The 19,122-nt window shown below is 72.1% G+C and carries 12 protein-coding genes; 6 read left to right on the top strand and 6 right to left on the bottom strand.

Annotated features, from left to right (window positions below; genetic code table 11):
* Positions 1 to 7: 7 nt before the first annotated feature.
* On the bottom strand, positions 8 to 1,954 hold the full coding sequence (locus ACFV6E_RS18170; protein WP_385462712.1) for an MFS transporter: 1,947 nt from the start codon (positions 1,952 to 1,954) through the stop codon (positions 8 to 10).
* A 207-nt stretch (positions 1,955 to 2,161) separates the two neighbouring features.
* Positions 2,162 to 4,561, bottom strand: a complete 2,400-nt coding sequence (locus ACFV6E_RS18165; protein WP_385462709.1) for a serine hydrolase — start codon at positions 4,559 to 4,561, stop codon at positions 2,162 to 2,164.
* 647 nt (positions 4,562 to 5,208) lie between these two features.
* Here ACFV6E_RS18165 and ACFV6E_RS18160 point away from each other — a divergent pair.
* The 3 genes from ACFV6E_RS18160 (at position 5,209) to ACFV6E_RS18150 (ending at position 7,784) form a co-directional block, all read left to right on the top strand.
* The gene (locus ACFV6E_RS18160) at positions 5,209 to 5,964 is read left to right on the top strand and encodes a GPP34 family phosphoprotein (protein WP_385462706.1); all 756 of its coding nucleotides are present in this window, start codon (positions 5,209 to 5,211) and stop codon (positions 5,962 to 5,964) included.
* A gap of 427 nt (positions 5,965 to 6,391) precedes the next feature.
* Positions 6,392 to 7,249, top strand: a complete 858-nt coding sequence (locus tag ACFV6E_RS18155; RefSeq protein ID WP_385162898.1) for a helix-turn-helix domain-containing protein — start codon at positions 6,392 to 6,394, stop codon at positions 7,247 to 7,249.
* Positions 7,250 to 7,577: 328 nt separating this feature from the next.
* On the top strand, positions 7,578 to 7,784 hold the full coding sequence (locus tag ACFV6E_RS18150) for a DUF397 domain-containing protein (RefSeq protein WP_385162897.1): 207 nt from the start codon (positions 7,578 to 7,580) through the stop codon (positions 7,782 to 7,784).
* Positions 7,785 to 8,042: 258 nt separating this feature from the next.
* Here ACFV6E_RS18150 and ACFV6E_RS18145 read toward each other — a convergent pair whose 3' ends face one another.
* Positions 8,043 to 8,882, bottom strand: coding sequence for a hypothetical protein (locus tag ACFV6E_RS18145; protein ID WP_385162895.1), 840 nt, complete (start codon positions 8,880 to 8,882; stop codon positions 8,043 to 8,045).
* A gap of 76 nt (positions 8,883 to 8,958) precedes the next feature.
* Here ACFV6E_RS18145 and ACFV6E_RS18140 point away from each other — a divergent pair, with 76 nt between their 5' ends.
* Together ACFV6E_RS18140 and ACFV6E_RS18135 are read left to right on the top strand one after the other, a co-directional pair.
* Positions 8,959 to 9,744, top strand: coding sequence for an SDR family oxidoreductase (locus tag ACFV6E_RS18140; protein WP_385162893.1), 786 nt, complete (start codon positions 8,959 to 8,961; stop codon positions 9,742 to 9,744).
* A gap of 350 nt (positions 9,745 to 10,094) precedes the next feature.
* Complete coding sequence (locus ACFV6E_RS18135; RefSeq protein ID WP_385462703.1) at positions 10,095 to 11,681, top strand: sodium:solute symporter family protein; 1,587 nt, start codon at positions 10,095 to 10,097, stop codon at positions 11,679 to 11,681.
* Between the two features lie 14 nt (positions 11,682 to 11,695).
* Here the strand turns inward: ACFV6E_RS18135 and ACFV6E_RS18130 are convergent, their stop codons facing one another.
* Positions 11,696 to 12,811 carry an ADP-ribosylglycohydrolase family protein gene (locus tag ACFV6E_RS18130; RefSeq protein ID WP_385462701.1) on the bottom strand — a complete coding sequence of 372 codons (1,116 nt, stop codon included), beginning with the start codon at positions 12,809 to 12,811 and terminating at the stop codon, positions 11,696 to 11,698.
* Between the two features lie 214 nt (positions 12,812 to 13,025).
* On the bottom strand, positions 13,026 to 15,749 hold the full coding sequence (locus ACFV6E_RS18125) for a tetratricopeptide repeat protein (protein WP_385462699.1): 2,724 nt from the start codon (positions 15,747 to 15,749) through the stop codon (positions 13,026 to 13,028).
* Between the two features lie 118 nt (positions 15,750 to 15,867).
* Between ACFV6E_RS18125 and ACFV6E_RS18120 the strand changes: the two genes are divergently transcribed.
* Positions 15,868 to 16,395 carry a DUF2165 domain-containing protein gene (locus ACFV6E_RS18120; protein ID WP_385162886.1) on the top strand — a complete coding sequence of 176 codons (528 nt, stop codon included), beginning with the start codon at positions 15,868 to 15,870 and terminating at the stop codon, positions 16,393 to 16,395.
* Between the two features lie 120 nt (positions 16,396 to 16,515).
* Here ACFV6E_RS18120 and ACFV6E_RS18115 read toward each other — a convergent pair whose 3' ends face one another.
* Entirely contained in the window at positions 16,516 to 19,119 is a 2,604-nt protein-coding gene (locus tag ACFV6E_RS18115; RefSeq protein ID WP_385162884.1) for a bifunctional FO biosynthesis protein CofGH, read from the bottom strand.
* Positions 19,120 to 19,122 lie beyond the last annotated feature (3 nt).

Below are 19,122 nucleotides of genomic sequence, written 5' to 3'. Positions count from 1 at the left end.
CAAGTCATCAGCGGAGCTCCTCCGGGCACGGGGTGCCGCGCGGGATCTGGTAGGGCGCCGCCAGCCGGTACGTACCGGCCGCGGGGGCCAGCAGTTCCGTCCACTTGTCCCCGGAGGCGTCCTCCGCCGTCTCCATCAGACAGCCGTTGACGTTGTCGTACGTCTTCGGCGTGCCCTCCGTGCGGTGCTTGGACTCCTCGGTCTCCTGGGGCGGTTTGACGCCCTTGCCCTTGGTGTCGACGAGGCCGAGCCACGGCGAGTACGGGACACGGATGAGGACCCGGCCCGGCTGCTTCACCTCGATGGTCAGCTCGCCCTGCTCGGCGCGGTCCACGACGGCCGGCGGGTCGGCCAGCGGGGTCGGGTCCGTCACCGCGAAGAGCTGCCAGTTGGCGTCGCCCCAGATCTGCTTCAGATAGGGCATGCCGCGCTGGACGAGTTCCCGCTCGCGCTCGCCGCCGTCGCCGTCCGGCTCGTCCTTGGGCAGGACCACGTAGTGGACGGCCCAGCGCTGGAGCCACTCGTGGTAGTTCGCCGAGTTCAGGGTGTCGTCGTAGAAGAGCGGGTTGCGCTCCATGTCCGCCTGCCGGTTCCAGCCGCGGGCGAGGTTGACGTACGGGGCGAGGGCGGACGCCTCGCGGTGCGAGCGGGCCGGGACGACCTCGACCCGGCCGCGTTCGGCGCCGACCACCTGGAGCTGGTTGACCAGCGGTGCCAGCTCGCGGGCCCAGGACGCGGTCGGCGTGGTGTGCACGACGTCGTCGACCGACTTGTAGCCGATCCACACGGTGAACCCGGCGAACGCGACCACGATCGCGTACCACTTGCGCGAGCGAGGCACCGTGAACGGCAGCGCGGCCAGCAGCACCACGCCCGCGAAGAGCATCGCGAGGCGGGTGATGTTGGAGCCGATCTGGGAGCTGATCAGCCAGACGAGGAGCACGGCGAGCCCGTACACCACCGCGGTGATCCGTACCGTCAGCCACTCCTTGGGCACGAGCACGAACACGAAGACCGAGAAGAGGAAGGGCAGCACGACCGAGCCGAAGCCCATCGGCTGGGTGCCGGAGAACGGGAACAGCAGGGCGGAGACGCCGACGATCACGGCCGGCGCTATCCCCAGCGCCCACGCGCCCGGCCGCCGCTTCTGCAGGAACATGGCGACCGCCACCAGGCCCACGAAGAGGCCGGCGACGGGTGACGCGGCGGTCGCGAGCGCGGCGAGCGGCGCCGCGCAGAGCGCCTTCGCCCAGCGCTTGTAGCGCCAGCGGTAGGGCCAGCAGAAGACCACGGCGGTGGCGCCGAGCCCGAAGACCATGCCGAGGCCGTACGTCACCCGGCCCGACGCCGCGTTGCAGAGCAGCGCGAAGACCCCGGCGAACGCGGCCGGCAGCGGGTTGCGCACGGCCCGGCTGCGGATCAGGATCATCGTCAGCAGCCCGGCCGAGGCCGTGCCCGCGATCATCATCGTCGTCCGCACCCCGAGCACCGACATCAGATACGGCGACACCACGCTGTACGACACCGGGTGCATACCGCCGTACCACGCCAGGTTGTACGCCGAGTCGGGGTGCCGGCCCACGAACTCCGCCCACGCGTCCTGTGCCGCGAGGTCGCCGCCACTGTTGGCGAATGTGAAGAACCAGACGAGGTGGAGCACGCCCGAGACGACGGTGACCAGGGCTACGGGGTGCCGCGCCAGGGCGGCCAGGACGGCCCGGCCACGACCACCGGCACCATCCGTACCGCCGGTGTCACCCGAACCACTGGTGTCACCCGTGCCGCCGTCAGTGCTCTTGGGGTCGCTGTCCGTGCCGCCGGCGCCATCCGTACCGCCGGTGTCACCCGTACCGCCGTCCGCGGTCTCGGGGCCGTTCGGGGGCAGCGGTATTCGCGGGCCGGCGTCTCGTTCCGGCTTGGCGTCGTCGGCGCGTGTCGGCTCCGCTGTAGCCACTCGAAGGCACTCCCCGTGTCCCGTTTTCCGTCTCTCGGCCGGGACCGCGGCCCCCGACCTGCCCCAGTTCGCGACGCTAGCACGCACCCCGTCGGGGAGCGCCCAGGTGGGCTCCCCGACGGGGTGCGGTGCTGATTCTTACGGGTTCCCGCCGGCCGTCAGCTCACTCGGCCCACTCGGTCCCCACTCGTTTCCCACTCGGTTCCCTCAGCTCACGCGGGTGAGCTTGGCGCCGAAGCCCGGCTCGGAGAGGTCCGACTGGAGCGCGACCGGGATCTTCACCGCGTGGTCGGACCCGTCGCCCACCGTCAGCTCGCCGACCACGGTGCCCGCCTCGGCGGAGTGCGGGACCGTCTTGTCACCGGTGCCGATCGACAGCTTGGTCTTCAGTCCGGGCCAGCCGACCGCCTTCATGTTCTTGGTGGCGACGACCGGGGTCCGGCCGCCGAGCTGGTCGTCCACGTACCCGACGACGTCGCCCTTCTTCACCACCGTGGCGGAGGTCAGGCTCTGCTGGACCTTGTCGATCAGCTTCTGGCTGTTGGTCAGCGACAGGTGGAGGCTGTCCCAGACCTTGCCCGTGCCGGCGTCCTGGTTCATCACCGCGCCGTAGATCGTCTGCGTCTTGCCGTCGACGGTCTTGGTCGCGGCCCACACCAGGTTGCCGCCCGCGGGCGTCGACGAACCGGTCTTCAGACCGATCACGCCGACCTGCTGCACCAGCAGGTCGTTGTTGTTGTAGATCGGCTTGTCCAGGCCGGGGATCTTGGCGCTGGCCATCCCGACGATGCTGCGGAAGACCTCGTTCTGCATGACGGCCTTGGCCAGCTTGATCTGGTCGGTGGCCGTGCTCACCGTGGTCTTCTCCAGACCGCTCGGGTCCGTGTACGTCGACTGCGTCATGCCGAGCTTCTTCGCCGCGGCGTTCATCTTGCCGACGAAGGTTTCGCTGTCGGAGTCCCAGCGGGCCAGCAGCCGCGCCGCGTTGTTGCCCGAGGGGATCATCAGCATCTGGAGCATCTGGCGCTCGGTGAACTTCTGGCCCTTGGTAAGCGCAGCCGTCGACTCGTCCTCGTTCTTGGACTCGTCCTCGGCCTGCTGGTCGACAGTGATCTTCTCGCCGCCCTCGTTCCCCTTGAGCGGGTGCTCCTGGAGCACGACGTACGCCGTCATGATTTTGGCGACGCTCGCGATCGGCTTGGGTGTCTGCTTGCCGTCCGTGCCGAGGCTGCCGACGCCCTCGACCTCGATCGCCGACTGCCCCTGACCCGGCCACGGCAGGTCGAGCGCGTCACCCTCGAAGGTGTACGTCTCGGCCGCCGTGAGCCCGAGGGACGCGTCCGGCAGCGGACGTACGGCCTGTACGACTGCAAAGATCACGACGAGCAGCAGGACCAGCGGGGTCCAGATCTTGATCCGCCGCACGAGCGTGCGCACCGGGGTCTCCGGGGGCGGCGGCGTGTTCGTCAGCTCCGCCAGCAGGTCGAGCGGCGGCTTCGGCGGCAGCGGCTGCTGCGTGGTCCGCTCGGGGCCGATCTGCGGGACGGCGGCGGTGGCGTCGGCGGGCGGCACGGTGGACCGCCCGGGGGCGGCCGGTCCCGGTACCTGCGGCTTCGGCCGGGACGCGGGCTCGTCCAGCGGCTTGAGGGCTACGAACTTGCTGGTCCGCTCGGAGGGGGACTCGGCGGCTACGTCCTCGCCGGCGCCCTTGCCCGGCTGGGCGGCGGGGGTGGTCTTCGGGGCCGACGGCGCGGGGTCCGATTTCGAGCCGGAGTCGGTCGCGGAGTCGGCGCCGGAGTCGGTCTTCGGGGTGGCCTTCGCGTCCTGGCCGGGCTTGGCGCCGCCCAGCTTGAGCATGGTGGTGGGCTGGTCCACGGCCGGGCGCGGGCGCTTCGTGAAGACGGCCGTGGGCGTGTCGACCGCGCGCTCGGGGCGGGCGTCGTCGTCTTCGCCGACGGCCTTGGCGGAGCGGCTGCCGTCTTCGCCGTCCCTGCCACCCTTGTCGGACTTATCGCCCCTGCCGCCCCCGCCGCCCCTGCCGCCCCTGTCGGCCTTGTCGGCCTTGTCGGCCTTGTCGGTCTTGCTGCCTTCGGTGGCGGCGCGGTCGACGGAAGCGGCGTCGCGGTCGGCTTCGGCGGCGCCTTCGCCGCCCTCGGAGGCGTTGCCGTCCTTGGACGCGGCACGGTCCTTGGACGCGTCGCCGTCCTGGGCCTTGCCGCCCTCGGAAGCCTTGCCGCCCTCGGAGCCACCGGAGCCCTTGGCGCCACCGGAGCCCTTTGCCTCCACGGCGCCCGCGGCGCCGGTCGCGGCCTCGGCACCGCCGGAGCTCTCGCCCTCGGTCCCGGCCCCGGCCCCGGCCCCGGCCCCGGCCGCAGCCTCGGCTTTGCCCCCGGTCCTGTCCCCGGAGTCCCCGGTCTTGCCCTCGGGCTTGTCCCCGGCGTCCCCGGCCGTGCCCTCGGTGCCGCCCTCAGCGGCGTCCCCGGCCTCGCTGCCGGTCGCCCCCTCGGCAGCCGCAGCGGCACCGTCCGCGGAAGCGGAGGCACCGTCCGTGTCCGCGGAGTCGCCCTCGGCGGGGTCGTCGTCCGCGGTCGCCACCCAGGCGGCCACGGCGGCACGCAGCCGGGCGTCCCCGCCGGGCCCCTGCCCACCGGAGCCGGAACCGGAACCGGAGGCACCGGAGGAGCTGGAACCGGCAGCCCCGGAAGCCCCGGAGGTCCCAGCGGCCCTAGAAGCCCCAGCAGCCCCGGCGGCCCCGGCCGAGCCGGGCCCCGTTGCCCCGCTCTCGCCCCCGCTCCCGGCCTGCGTCTCCTTCAGCGCCCGGGTCGAGAAGACCGCCGTCGCCTGGTCCACCCGCACCGTGGCGGCCCGCTCCCGGGCCACCGCCGTGCGCGGGTCGGCCGGGGCCGGGCCCGACGCGACCCCCCGTGCCGGCCCGGGAACCGAAGCCGGTGCCCCCGACGTCGCTTCTGCCGACGACGCCGACGACTCGTGCTGCTTCGACCTGTCGGGGGACTCGCCCGCCACCGATGCCTCCTCCGTGCGCCACCCTGCGGCGCCCAACGAACCGTGAAACCCTCGAACCGCCGCCCGGACACCGCTGTCCGAACCATGTACCAGTGTCCTGTGTGCGGGCTTAACCTCTGCGGTAGACGAGAACGACATACCTACCGGTTCCACTACGAACCGGTCACGCACCCTCGACAGACCAATGTGAGAGGGGTCACCCTGTCATTCATCCACGCGGGGAGGCATGGATGGGCAGGAGCCGCAGAACACTTCCGGAGGAGCTTCTGCTGCTGGCGTTGGACCCGGCCACGGGTACCACTGCGCAGCCGCAGTCGCTCGACCTCGGTCTGGCCGGAGCACAGCTAGTGGAGCTGGCGCTGGCCGGACGGATAGCCCCAGACGGGGATCGTATCGCCGTGGTGGTACCACGGCCGACTGGAGATCCAACACTTGACTGTGCGTTGGAACTGCTTCGCCGTCGCGGAGCACCCGTACGCGCCGTCAACTGGATCGGCGGACCCCGGCTTGGGTTGCGCCAGACCTATCTCTCGCACCTGGAGCGGTGCGGCATGGTGCATGCCGTGGCGGGCCAGATGTGCGGGGTGCTGCCGACGACTCGCTACCAGGCGACGGACACGGCGATCAGCCGGGAGATCAGGTCCCGGCTGGACAGCGCGATCCGCACCGGCGTACCGCCGGACCCACGGACCGCGGCGCTCGCCGCGCTGGCCCACGCGGTCGGCCTCGGCAAGCACCTGTACCCGGGGAACGAGGGACGTTCGTCCCGCTCCAGGCTCCGGGATCTGATCAGGCACGATCCCATGGGCGGTCTCGTGGCGCACGCGGTCATGGACGTCCAGAACGGGGTGGCCGCACAGCCACGCCGCAGCCCGGCACCGGCGGGCCGCCCGGCTTCCGCCGGCGTCAGGTCCGCACCGGAACCCGCCAGGGGTGTTCCGATGCAGCCGCGCCGCGGTTCCATGGCGCGCGCCGTGGTCCACTGATCAGCTGATCCGCCGGCCCACAGATTCGCCGGTCAACCGATCCACCGATCCACCGATCCACCACAGGGCAACACCGCTTACAGAACCGCCGTATCACCGCACCGCCGTACCACCGCACCGCCGCACCGCAGTCCCCATGATCCGGTTCGGGAGCCGCTGGTCCGCGCGGGGCGACGCGGCCGTGCCATCCGTCCGTCCGCCGGGCGGGGGCACGGTCCGTCGCCCCGCGCGACCGCATTCCCGCGGCCGGGCGGCACGCCGTACGGGACGGCGGATCCGGCCTGTGGCCGCAGAACCGGCCAAGTCCTCGAACTGGCGTGTACGCAGCGCATATCCGCTGTTTTCCAGCGGTAGAAAGCACCTTGGTGGCAATCTGCTCAACAGCAGATACGCAAAGTAGAGGCCCGCAGCCGGAGGTGCACGTCCCGTGGCGTCCAATGTCAATCCCACCGTCCGGCGCCGCCGGCTGGGCCAGGAGCTGCGCCGGCTCCGCGAGAACAAGGGCATGACCGCCGAAGAGGTCGCCGACCGGCTGCTGGTCTCCCAGTCGAAGATCAGCCGCCTGGAGAACGGGCGGCGCAGTATCAGCCAGCGTGACGTCCGCGACCTGTGCGGGGTCTACGAGGTCGAGGACCAGAGAGTCGTCGATTCGCTGATGCAGATGGCGAAGGATTCCCGCCAGCAGGGCTGGTGGCACTCGTTCGGGGACATCCCCTACAGCGTCTACATCGGTCTCGAGACCGACGCTGCGTCCCTGCGCGTCTACGATCCGCAGGTGGTCCCCGGGCTCCTCCAGACCCGGTCGTACGCGGAGGCGCTGATCACGGGGGCGCTGCCGGAGGCCGCCCCCGGTGACATCGACAAGCGGGTCCAGGTCCGGATGCGCCGGCAGGAACGAATCACCGAGGCCGACAACCCGCTGCGGCTGTGGGCCGTCCTGGACGAGGCGCCGCTGCGCCGGCTGGTCGGCAACCGCTCCCTGATGCGGGAGCAACTGGAGCATCTGGTCGAGCAGTCGCAGCTGCCGCACGTCACCGTGCAGGTGATCCCGTTCGAGATGGGCGCGCACCCGGGCCTCAACGGCCAGTACGCGATCCTGGAGTTCGCGGACACGGCGGACTCCAGCGTCGTCTACATCGAGGGTGTCACGAGCGACCTCTATCTGGAGAAGGCGAACGACGTCCAGCAGTACAGCGTGATGTACGAGCACCTGCGGGCCCAGGCCATGAACGTGGAGCAGTCGCGCCAGTTCATCGCGGACCTCGCCAAGGAGTACGCGCGCTGAGCGGAACGTACGCCGGGTACGACGTAGGCCGGGTACGACGTGGACCGAGTGGAACATGAGCTGCCGGATCGCACCAGATCGTAGTGAATCGTGCCGAAACGGGCCTGGGCGGTCAGGGGGCGCAGAAGCTACACCTTCGACAAGCCGGATGGAAGACCCAGGGGAATATGCCACCCGGTCGAGTGAATAGTTGCTTCGTCCTCCCATATTGGCGAGTAGCGTCGATCACGCCATCGAGCAACACAGTTGGCGCAAAACCGAACCGTAGGTTCCGCTATGGCGCCGCAGTTCGGTGACAGCAACTCAACGACTGGCTACCGGAGCAAACATGGCGATTCAGCAAGGCATCGCGGACACCTGGACCAAGTCCTCCTACTCCATGGGGAACGGCGCGTGCGTCGAGGTCAAGTCCCCGCAGCTCGCGCTGGCGGTGCGGGACTCCAAGATCCCCGAGGGCCCCACACTGGCGTTTCCCGCGGAATCGTGGAACGCGTTCGTGGCCGGGGTGAGCCGGGGGGCTTTCGGCCGCACATGAGGCGTCGGCCGCACCGGCGACCGAATCTCGCATTCCGGATTCCGCATTTCGCATTCCGTATTTCGCATACACAACCGCAGCGCCCAATTGGATACGCAGTACCGAAGAGCCCTCTCGACCGGCCCGCCGTCCTGGCCGAGGGGGCTCGGCCCTTCTCCGGCATCCGGTTCCTTCTCGGCATCCGGTTCCTTCTCCGGCATCCGGCCCTTCTCGGACGTCCGGCCCCTTCCGCCTCCCCGCCGCAGGGGCCCGCGCCTCTCAGCGCAGCCGGTCGACGTACTTGTCCGTGCCCGGCACCGTCGGGACGAACGGCGCCAGCAGTTCGAGCCGGCCGCGGCCGGCTTCCGCCACCACCGCGTCGAGTCCGGTGAAGTACCGCTCCCAGCATTCGCGCGGATCCGCCTCCAGGAACCACAGCAGCGTCAGCCGGGTGTCCACGCCCTCCACCTGCTTGACGTACGTCATACGGTCGCCGGGCAGCGGGGTCGGGCGGAAGACGGTGACCAGTGCGGCCGGTGAACCGGCCAGGCGCTCGGGCAGATGACAGGAGCGCAGCCAGTCGAGCAACCCGGCGCGCGCTCCGGCGGATTCGGCGTCCACGACCTCGAGGACCAGCCCCGCGTACGGGTGGTCCAAAGCGTGGAAGTCACGGGGCCCGGCCGCGCCGTCGCGGTACACGGTCGCCTCGTGGTCCTGGAACGCGGTGAACACGTGGGTACGGTCCCGGTAGACGCGCCCGTCGCGGTTGAGCCGCTTGTTGATGCCCACGGTCCAGCGCATGTGATCGTCGTAGCGGCCCTCGGTGACCCAGTAGGTGGACAGGTAGCAGCCGGCCGTGACGGGGTCGGCGACCGCCGAGTGCCCGGGGTAGCGCAGGAGTTGCAGGTCCCGGGTGGCGACCCAGCGGCGGCCCGCGTACATCCAGGGCATCGCCATCGCGCCCGCGTAGTAGTGGTCGTCCTCGTACCAGCGGTTGTACGCGTACTCGTGGCCCGGGTGCGGTTCGACCAGGGTGATCAGGGCATGGCCCGGCCGCACCCCGTACGGGCCGAGGGCGGCCAGCTCCCCGTAGGTCTCGCTGCGCGTCCGCTCTCCCACGTCGCTCCCCTTCCCTCCGCCACCTGCTCCGCTTACTCTGACGGACCGTCAGATAATTGGCCAGAGGGGGGTCGCGATGTCACTGCTGGCCGGCAGAACGGTCGTCGTCTCGGGGGTCGGTGCCGGGCTCGGGCGCGAGGTCGCGGCGGCCGTGGTGCGCGACGGAGGCGCCGCGGTGCTCGGGGCGCGCACGGAGGCCAACCTCGCGAAGTACGCCGCCGAGCTCGACCCCGGCGGGGCGCACACCGCGTACCGGGCGACGGACATCACCGACGAGCGGCAGTGCGAGGCGCTCGCGGAGCTGGCGCGCGAGCGGTTCGGCAGGATCGACGCGCTCGTCCAGGTGGCCGCCTGGGACAGCCACTTCGGCGGTCTCCAGGACGCGGACTTCGCCACCTGGCGGACGGTCGTCGACGTGAACCTGCTCGGCTCGCTGCGGATGACCCGGGCCTGTCTGCCCGCACTGAAGGAGCGCGGCGGTTCCGTCGTCCTCATCGGCACCCAGTCGTCGGTGGCCGCCCCGACGCAGGTGCGCCAGGCGGCGTACGCGGCATCGAAGGGCGCCCTGACGAGCGCGATGTACTCGCTGGCCCGGGAGCTGGGCCCCCACCGGGTCCGGGTCAACACGGTGCTGCCCGGCTGGATGTGGGGCCCGCCCGTGGAGGCGTACGTCCGGTTCACCGCGGACAGCGAGGGCGTACCGGAGGAGGCGGTGCTGCGGCGGCTCACCCGGCGGATGGCGCTGCCCGAGCTGGCGACGGACGGCGACGTGGCGGACGCCGCGGTGTTCCTGGCGTCCGACCGGGCGCGGGCGATCACCGGGCAGTCCCTGCTGGTGAACGCGGGGGAAGTGATGCGGTAGCGGACGGGGGGCGACTGGGGCCGGCGGGCTCCTCACTCGGCCGTACGGGACCCGCATCCCGTACGCCTGCTCGTCGTGAACGGTATCTGTCCGTGTGACGAAGTGCCCGCTCATCGTGTGGCTCTCGTCACGAGCACGACAACCTGCGTACGGGTCAAGAGAAGGCAAAATGGTTCGGCAAGCTGATCCGCGTTCATATCCGTGATCCGTTGAGGTCTTGACCGGTCGGTCGGACCGGCGGTTCAATCCCCGAAGTCCCCGCTCCCGCACGGGGGCTCCGCCCCTGTGCGTACTGGCGAAGTGCCGTCCGGTATTGGCAGGTTCACAAGGCGGACCCCTGGAGGGGGCACATGAACGGTCTCGACTGGGCCGTCCTGGTCGCGTACTTCGGCGTCATGACCGCGATCGGCGTCTGGTCCCACAAACGCGTGGACACCGTCAGCGACTTCTTCACCGCGGGCGGCAAGATGCCCTGGTGGCTGTCCGGCATCTCGCACCACATGTCGGGCTACAGCGCGGTGATGTTCACCGGGTACGCCGGCATCGCGTACACCTACGGCATCACCTCGTTCGTCACCTGGTCGCTGCCGATCGCGATCGGCGTGGCGATCGGTGCCAAGGCGTTCGCCCCGCGGCTGAACCGGCTGCGGTCCCGGCTGCACGTGGCCTCGCCGCTGGAGTACCTGAAGGACCGCTACAACGTGCCGACGCAGCAGGCGCTCGCCTGGTCCGGCATCCTGCTGAAGATCGTCGACGTCGGCGCCAAGTGGGCCGCCATCGCCACCCTGCTCAGCGTCTTCACCGGGGTCACGCTCACCCAGGGCATCATCATCACCGGCGGCATCACGGCCGTGTACTGCACGATCGGCGGGCTGTGGGCCGACGCGCTCACCGAACTCGGCCAGTTCATCATCCAGCTGCTCGCCGGTCTCGCGATGCTGATCATCGCGCTGCACGAGATCTCCGAGAAGCACGGCGGACTGTCCCAGGCGCTGGACTCGCCGAAGCTGGAGGGGCACGGGAACGGGTTCGCGGGACCGTACATGACGGTGTTCTTCATCGCGTACCTGTTCATCAAGCTGTTCGAGTACAACGGCGGCATGTGGAACCAGGCCCAGCGCTACATGGCGACGGGCAGCGCCAGGGAGGCCACCCGGTCCGCGTGGCTGTCCGCCGGGCTCTGGTTCGTCTGGCCGGTCGTGCTGTTCATCCCGATGTGGCTGTCGCCGCTGCTCGTGACGGCCGAGAAGCCGGACGGGTCCGACGCGTACGGCCTGATGACCGAGCAGTTGCTGCCGCACGGTCTGCTGGGTCTGGTCGTCGTCGGCTTCTTCTCGCACACGATGGCCATGTGCTCCTCGGACGCCAACGCCATCGCCGCCGTCTTCACCCGTGACGTGGTGCCGGTGCTGTCCAAGGCCGCGCGGGCCTGGGACACCCGGACCGGGCTGATCGCCGGGCGCGTGACGACGGTCGCCTTCCTCGGTCTGTCCATGGCGGTGGCCACGCAGGTCAACTCGCCCACCTTCAAGGACATCATCACCGTCGTCATCAAGTGGGTGGCCGGGCTCATGGGCCCGATCGCCATCCCGTTCATCCTCGGTCTGCTGCGGCCGTTCCGTAAGTCGGGGCCGACGGCGGCGCTCACCAGCTGGGCCTGCGGGCTGCTCGCCTTCTTCTTCGTCAACTACAACCTGGACTTCTCGCAGCGCACGGATGTGAAGCTCGAGTACCAGGTGGCCGTGCCGATGGCCATCTCGCTCGTGCTGTACATCCTCATCGGCCTGATCAGGCCCGAGGACACCCCGGAGCGCGACGCCGTCCTGGAGAAGATCAACACGGACGACGACGGGTCCGGGTCGGCGGCGGCCGTGCTCCCGCGTCCGGCCGGGACGGCCGCGGACGGCGGGGCGGTGAGCACGCCGGTCAAGGACTGAATGCCCCGGGCCGGTCAGCCCCTCGGGTAGCGGGTCAGCCAGCCCGGGGACGAGCCCGCCGGTCCGTGCAGCGCGGGGCCCTGGGTCATCTCCATCGCGAAGTCGTCCGCCAGGACAAGCATCGTGGGACGGCCCTCCAGCTCGGCCAGCCAGGCCGGCGGGAGGGCCGTCTCGCCGTGCAGGGCGCCGAGCAGGCCCCCGGTCATGGCGCCCGCCGTGCCCGAGGGCCCGCCGTGGTTCACCGCGAGCAGCAGCCCGTGCCGCACGTCCTCGCCGACCAGCGCGCAGTACACGGCGGCCGCGAGCGTCCCCTCCGCCGTGCCGTCCCCGGCCAGTTCCTCCACCCGGGCCGGGGTCGGCATGCCCTGCCGTACGGCGCCCAGGGCGTGCTGGAGGGCGTCCGTGACGGGCTGCTGCCCCGGGCGCGCGGCCAGCAGCGCCAGCGCCCGCTGCACGGCGCCGTCCAGGTTCTCGCCGCGCGCCAGCGCGTGCACGACGACGGCGTACGCCCCCGCCGTCAGATACGCGAGCGGGTGGCCGTGGGTCTGCGCCGCGCACTCCACCGCGAGCTGCATCACGAGCTGCGGCTCCCAGCCGACGAGCAGCCCGAAGGGCGCCGACCTGGCCGCGGCCTCGCCGCCCGGGTCCCCGGGGTTCTTCGGCGCGTCCAGGGTGCCCATCGTGTCGTCGCCGAGGCCGAGGAGCAGGGCGCGGGTGGGCGAGCGGCGGGCGTACAGCCACTCCTCGCGGGCCAGCCAGCCGTCTTCCTTGCGGCGTTCGTCGGGTCCCCAGTCGCGCTGGGTCGCGGCCCAGCGGCGATAGGCGCGGTGCAGGTCGGTGGGCGGGTGCCAGGCGCCGGTGTCCCGGCGGACCTGGGCGCGGATCAGGCCGTCGAGGCTGAACAGCGTGAGCTGGGTGAGGTGGCTGACGGCGCCGCGGCCGCCGTGTCCGGGGGCGAGGTCGGTGAGCCCCGTACCGCCGTGCTCCTCGCGGATCGCCTCCAGGGTGAGCTGGTGGACCGGGGCGCCCAGCGCGTCGCCGACGGCGGCCCCGAGCAGCGTCCCGCGGACCCGGCTGCGGAAGTCCTGCTGCTCGCCACGGCCCCAGACCGCACCGGATGTCGCACCCACCACGCCCTCCTCCGGACCGCATCGCTCAGCACTGTAATCGACCGGGAACGGTCGGTTGAGGGGCCGGAACGGTATGCGGAGAGTGGCCCAGGTGGCCGAAGTGGTCGCGATTGATCAGCTATGGACAGTAAGCAGCCTTGCGGCCCCTCATGGGCAGCCCTGCGGCCTCGATCGAGCGGCCCCATGTCCGCATGCAAGCCCCGAGTGAGCCGTCCTACGCCCCCGCCGCCTCCCGGGCCCGCGCCACCCGGTCCGCGAGCCGGCCGAGTTCCGGCAGGTCGGCTCCGGGCACCGCGCGCAGGGCCTCGATCAGGTCGGCCGCCTCGTCCAGGTCCGGGCCGGCCGGGGGCACGGACGGCGGGGGGCCGAGACGGCGGCCGACGGCCGCCAGGGCCTCCGCGGGCCGGCCGAGCCCGAGCAGCGCCCGGCCCCTGAGGGTGTGCGCCGGGGCGTATCCGCCGTCCAGGTCCAGGAGGCGGTCCAGGTCGGTGAGTGCGCCGTCGTGCGCGCCGGTGTGCAGCCGTACCTCGGCCCGCCGGTACAGCGCCCAGCCGTACGCCGGTTCGAGCTCCAGCGCCCGGTCCAGGTCCGCCAGCGCGCCGTCGGGCCGCCCCGCCCGGAACCGGCACGCGCCGCGGCTCGCGTACGCCGACGCGTAGCCGCCGTCGAGCGCCACGGCCCGGTCGTAGTCGGCGAGGGCGTCCTCGTAGCGGCCCGCGGCGGTCAGCGCGTCGCCCCGTTCGCACCGCACCCAGGCCGAGTCGGGGCCCAGCGCGACGGCGCGGTCCAGGTCGGCGACGCGCCGCTCCTCCCGGTGCCGCGACCGCCACACGCGCGCCCGGCGCACCCAGGCCCAGACGAACTCCGGGTCCAGTTCCAGGGCCAGGTCCAGGTCCGCGGTCGCCTCTTCGAGCCGGCCGAGCAGGTGCCGGGTGACGCCGCGGGCGGCCCGGGCGGGCGCGCTCGCCGGGTCCAGCTCGACGGCCCGGTCCAGGTCCGCGAGTGCCTCCCCGTACGCGCCGAGGACGCGCCGCTGGTCGCCGCGGAGCAGCAGGGTCTCCACCCGGTCGGGTTCGAGCTCCACCGCGCGGTCCAGGTCCGCCACGGCGCCGGTGCGGTCCCCGAGTCTCGCCCACGCGACCGCACGGGCCCGGTACGCCCGCCCCAGCCCCGGGTCGAAGGCGAGGGCGCGGTCGAACTCGTCCACCGCGCGCGCGTGTTCCTCCCGCCCCGACAGCACGGTCCCGCGCCGCCAGCAGACGACCGCGCGCAGCCGGGCGGTGAACCCGGCCCGCGCCAGCAGCACGCCGAGCGCCGCGAGGGTGCCGTCCGCCGCCAGCGCCCTCAGCAGTTCCTTGCCCCAGACGGCGAGCCCCGCCGCGTCGGCGTCCCGGCCGGCGTCGGCCAGCGCCTGCGCCCAGCGCCTGGCGACCGGTTCGCCCGCGCCGCACGCGTCGATGACGTCCTGGAGCACCGTGGACAGCGCCGTCCGGGGCGCGCCGCACAGCAGGTGGTACGACTCCGCGAGCCGCAGCCGCAGCCACGCCTCGTCCGCCCACCGCTCACCGGGTCCGAGCCCCGCCTCGGCCTCCGCCCGCCAGGCGCCGAACGCCTCCGCGAGCCGGGTGTGCCGCTGGGCCCAGCCGCGCGGCGACCGCAGCCGCTCCGAGCGCAGCATCGCACTCCGTACGACGTCGTGGTAGCGCACCCGGTCGCCGTGCGCGGTGACGAAGGGCAGCCCGCGCAGCCAGCCGTAGAGCCGGTCGGCCGCGTCGGGCGGGCAGTCCGCGGCGGCCCGGAACACGTCGGCGTCCAGGCTCCGGGGCAGCGCGCAGGCGAGCGCGGCGGCCCGCCGCACCGGGTCGTCCTCCCACCGCAGGAAGCGTTCGACGGCCGTGGCGCTCGGGTCGCCGATGTCGTCCGGGTCGGCGGGCCTGGCCTCGGCGAGGGTCGACACGAGGACCGGCAGACCGCCGGTGAGCCGCAGCACCTCGGCGACGACCGGTTCGGCCGTCACGCCCCGGGCGGCGAGCAGGCCGCGCGCCTCGGCCTCCGTGAACGGCTCCAGCGGCAGGTCCGTGACGAAGTCGGCGTGGCCGCCCCAGCGGGCGGTGTCCAGGGGCCGCTGTCCGGCGGTGACGACCACGACGTTGGCGGGCAGCTCACCGTGGAGGAAGGTCGTCATCACCTCGTGCAGCCAGCCGTCGAGGAGCCGTCCGGTCCGTTCGTAGGTGTCGAAGAACAGCACGATCCACGGGGTCTGTTCGGCGGCGCGCGCCAGTTCTCCGAGGAGCAGCGGGGTGAGCACCCGCTCCGGGGACAGCACCAGCAGGACGTCCTCCCGGCTGCGCAGGCGCGCGCTCAGTCCGGCCCGCAGCCGGTCCACGCCCGCCGCGACCCGCTCGGCGTCGAGCGCTCCGGCGAAGGGCCCGACGACCGGTATGAGGCCCGCGCCCGCCACCCCCATCCGGGCCACCGTCAGACTCGCCGCCGACGGCTCCCCGCTCCCGTCACCGTTCCCGCTCCCGTCACCGTCCGCGTTCCCGTCCCGGTCCAGGGTCTCCAGGACCGCCGCCTCGGCCTCGTGGCGCCGCTCGCGGTGGGTGGCCAGCATCCGGTCGAGGTCCTTGAAGCGGTGGCCCTGCCGGGCGAACTGCTCGCCGATGGCGGCCATCGCCTCCGGCAGGTCCTCGGCGCGCTCGTCCACCAGGGCGGTGAGCGCGCCGCGGTCGCGCGCCGCCTGCTCAAGCTCCCGGATCAGGAAGGTCTTGCCGACGCCCGCGGTGCCGTGCACGTGGAACAGGAACCGGTGCCGCTCGTCCTCCGGTGCCAGCTCCAGGTTGGCCCGGAAGGCCGCGCGTTCGGCGGCCCTGCCGATGAAGCCGTGCCGCCTGCGGTCCCTGATCAGCTCCTGCATCGACGCCCGACGCCGCACCATTCCGCCCACTCCTCCGCGTCCGCGTCCGCCCGCCAGGACCGGGACGCCGGACCCAGTCTCTCCCACCCCGCCGGAAAACGGCTGGGTCCCACAGCCGTACGGTGGCAACACTTGAACCATGGCCGACTCGCGAACCACCCCTCCCTCAGGCGTACTTCATCTCGCCGCCACCCTGCTCACCGCCACGGTGGCCCTCTATACCGCCCTAGTCGCCTTCGGCAACATCACCGACTTCGGCACCAACCAGCAGTTCGTCCGCCATGTCCTGGCGATGGACACGACGTTCAAGGACGACGACCTGATGTGGCGGGCGATCACCTCGCACTTCTGGCAGGACGCGGCGTACGTCGCGATCATCGTCTGGGAGACCGCCGCCGCGCTCGTGCTGATCGCCGGTACGTATCTGTACGCGCGGCGCGACGACGCGCGGGCCCGGCGGATCGCGACCATCGGGCTGCTGATGCTCCTGCTGCTGTTCGGGGCCGGGTTCATCGCCATCGGCGGCGAGTGGTTCGCGATGTGGCAGTCGGCGGACTGGAACGGCCTGGACGCCGCCACCCGCGTCGTCACGCTCAGCGGCATCGTCCTGCTGGTCATCCATCTGCCCGGCGGCGGCCGGACGGCGGACTACCTCCGGACGCCCTAGCCTCCGGCACCGGTGCCGCTCCGGTCCCGGTTGCCGGTGCCGGACCCCGTGCGGCGGGCCGCATGGGGTCCGGCACCGGGGCACGGCCATCCGCCGCACGAGCACCCCCGCGTGCGGGCGCTACTGCTCCAGTACCGGCAGCAGCTCCGGAAGATGCCCGTCCGACGCGGCGGCGGCGCGCTGCCGCTCCTCGGGGACGGCGCCGTAGAGCGTCGTGCGCGGCACGGCCGGGCGGCCTGCGGCCTCCGCCACCGCGATCAGGTCCTTGACGGACTTGTAGGACCCGTAACTGGAGCCCGCCATACGGGAGATGGTCTCCTCCATGAGCGTGCCGCCCAGGTCGTTGGCGCCGGAGCGGAGCATTTCGGCGGCGCCCTCCGTGCCGAGCTTGACCCAGCTCGTCTGGATGTTGGGGATGTGCGGGTGGAGCAGGAGGCGGGCCATGGCGGTGACCGCGCGGTTGTCGCGCATCGTCGGCCCCGGGCGGGCGATGCCCGCGAGGTAGACGGGGGCGTTGGTGTGGATGAAGGGCAGGGTCACGAACTCGGTGAAGCCGCCGGTGCGCTGCTGGATGCCCGCGAGGGTGCGCAGGTGGCCGAGCCAGTGCCGGGGCTGGTCCACGTGCCCGTACATCATCGTGGAGCTCGACCGGATGCCGAGCTCGTGCGCGGTGGTGACGACCTCGATCCAGGTCGCCGTGGGCAGCTTGCCCTTGGTGAGGACCCAGCGGACCTCGTCGTCGAGGATCTCGGCGGCGGTGCCGGGGATGGTGTCGAGCCCGGCCTCCTTGGCGGCGGACAGCCACTCGCGGATCGACAGGCCCGTACGGGTCGCGCCGTTGACGACCTCCATCGGCGAGAAGGCGTGCACGTGCATGCCGGGCACCCGCTCCTTCACCGCGCGCGCGATGTCGAAGTACGCCGTGCCGGGCAGGTCGGGATGGATACCGCCCTGCATGCAGACCTCCACCGCGCCCACGTCCCACGCCTGCTGCGCCCGGTCGGCGACCTGGTCCAGGGAGAGCGTGTAGGCGTCGGCGTCGGTGCGGCGCTGGGCGAAGGCGCAGAAGCGGCAGCCGGTGTAGCAGACGTTGGTGAAGTTGATGTTCCGCGTGACGATGTACGTGACGTCGTCGCCGACCGCCGACTTGCGGACGTCGTCCGCGATCCGGCACAGCGCGTCGAGCGCGGGGCCGTCCGCGTGCAACAGGGCCAGCGCCTCGTCGTCGGTGAGCTTCGTCGGGTCGTCGGCGGCGGTCGCGAGGGCGGCCCGTACGTCGGTGTCGATGCGCGACGGCGCCATGCCGGGAGCGGCGGCCTCGCGCAGGGCACCCCAGTCCCCGTACACCTCGTCGAAGTCGTCGCGCCGGTCGGAGGTGCGTCCCTCGCTGTCGATGGTGCGGTGCAGATCGGTGCGGCCTGAGGGCTGGAAGACCTCCTCGGGCTCCTGCCAGGGGTGGCCCTCGACGGTGGCGTCCGGGCGGGCGAGGCCGCTCTCCGGGTCGGCGAGCGCCCGGACGTGCGGCAGCAGCCGCGGGTCCAGCCAGGGCTCGCCGCGGGTGACGAACTCCGGGTAGACGCAGAGCCGTTCGCGCAGCTCGAAACCGGCGGTACGGGACCGCTCGGCCAGCTCCTCGATCTGCGGCCAGGGACGCTCGGGGTTGACGTGGTCGATGGTCAGCGGCGAGACACCGCCCCAGTCGTCGATCCCGGCGCCGATCAGCCGGGCGTACTCGCTGTCGACCAGGTTGGGGGGCGCCTGGATGTTGGCGGCCGGGCCCATGATGTGCCGGGCGACGGCGACGGCCGCGACCAGGTCGTCCAGCTCCGCGTCCGGCATCCCGCGCATCGCGGTGTCCGGCTTGGCGCGGAAGTTCTGGATGATCAGCTCCTGCACGCCGTGGTACGACCGGGCGACGCGGCGCAGCGCGAACAGCCCCTCGGCACGCTCCTCGTACGTCTCGCCGATCCCGATGAGCAGCCCGCTGGTGAAGGGAACGGACGAACGGCCCGCGTCCTCCAGGACCCGCAGCCGCACGGCGGGCTCCTTGTCCGGCGAGCCGTGGTGCGGGCCGCCCGGCTCGGACCACAGGCGGGTGGCGGTCGTCTCCAGCATCATCCCCATCGACGGCGCGACGGGCTTGAGCCGCTGGAAGTCGGTCCAGGTCATGACCCCGGGGTTGAGATGGGGCAGCAGCCCGGTTTCCTCCAGGATCCGGATCGAGATGGCCCGTACGTAGGCGATGGTGTCGTCGTAGCCGTGCGCGTTGAGCCATTCGCGGGCCTCGGGCCAGCGGTCCTCGGGCTTGTCGCCGAGGGTGATCAGGGCTTCCTTGCAGCCGAGTTCGGCGCCCTTGCGGGCGATGTCGAGGACTTCGTCCGGGGACATGAACATGCCGTGCCCGGCGCGGCGCAGCTTGCCCGGCACGGTGACGAAGGTGCAGTAGTGGCACTTGTCCCGGCACAGCCGGGTCAGCGGGATGAAGACGCTCTTGGAATAGGTGATGACGCCGGGCCGGCCCGCCTGTTCGAGCCCCGCGTCGCGCACCCGGGCGGCGGAGGCGGTCAGGTCGTCGAGGTCGGCGCCGCGCGCCTGGAGCAGCACGGCCGCTTCGGTGACGTCGAGGGCGACACCGTCCCGCGCCCGTTTCAGCGCGCGCCGCATGGCGTTGGCGGTCGGCCCGGTTCCGGTCGCGGGGGTCGCGGGGGTCTCGGAAGTCGTCATCCT

Source organism: Streptomyces sp. NPDC059785, from assembly GCF_042732375.1.
Lineage (GTDB): Bacteria > Actinomycetota > Actinomycetes > Streptomycetales > Streptomycetaceae > Streptomyces.
The sequence above is the reverse complement of the archived record's forward strand: the minus strand, read 5'-3'. Positions and strand labels throughout refer to the sequence as shown.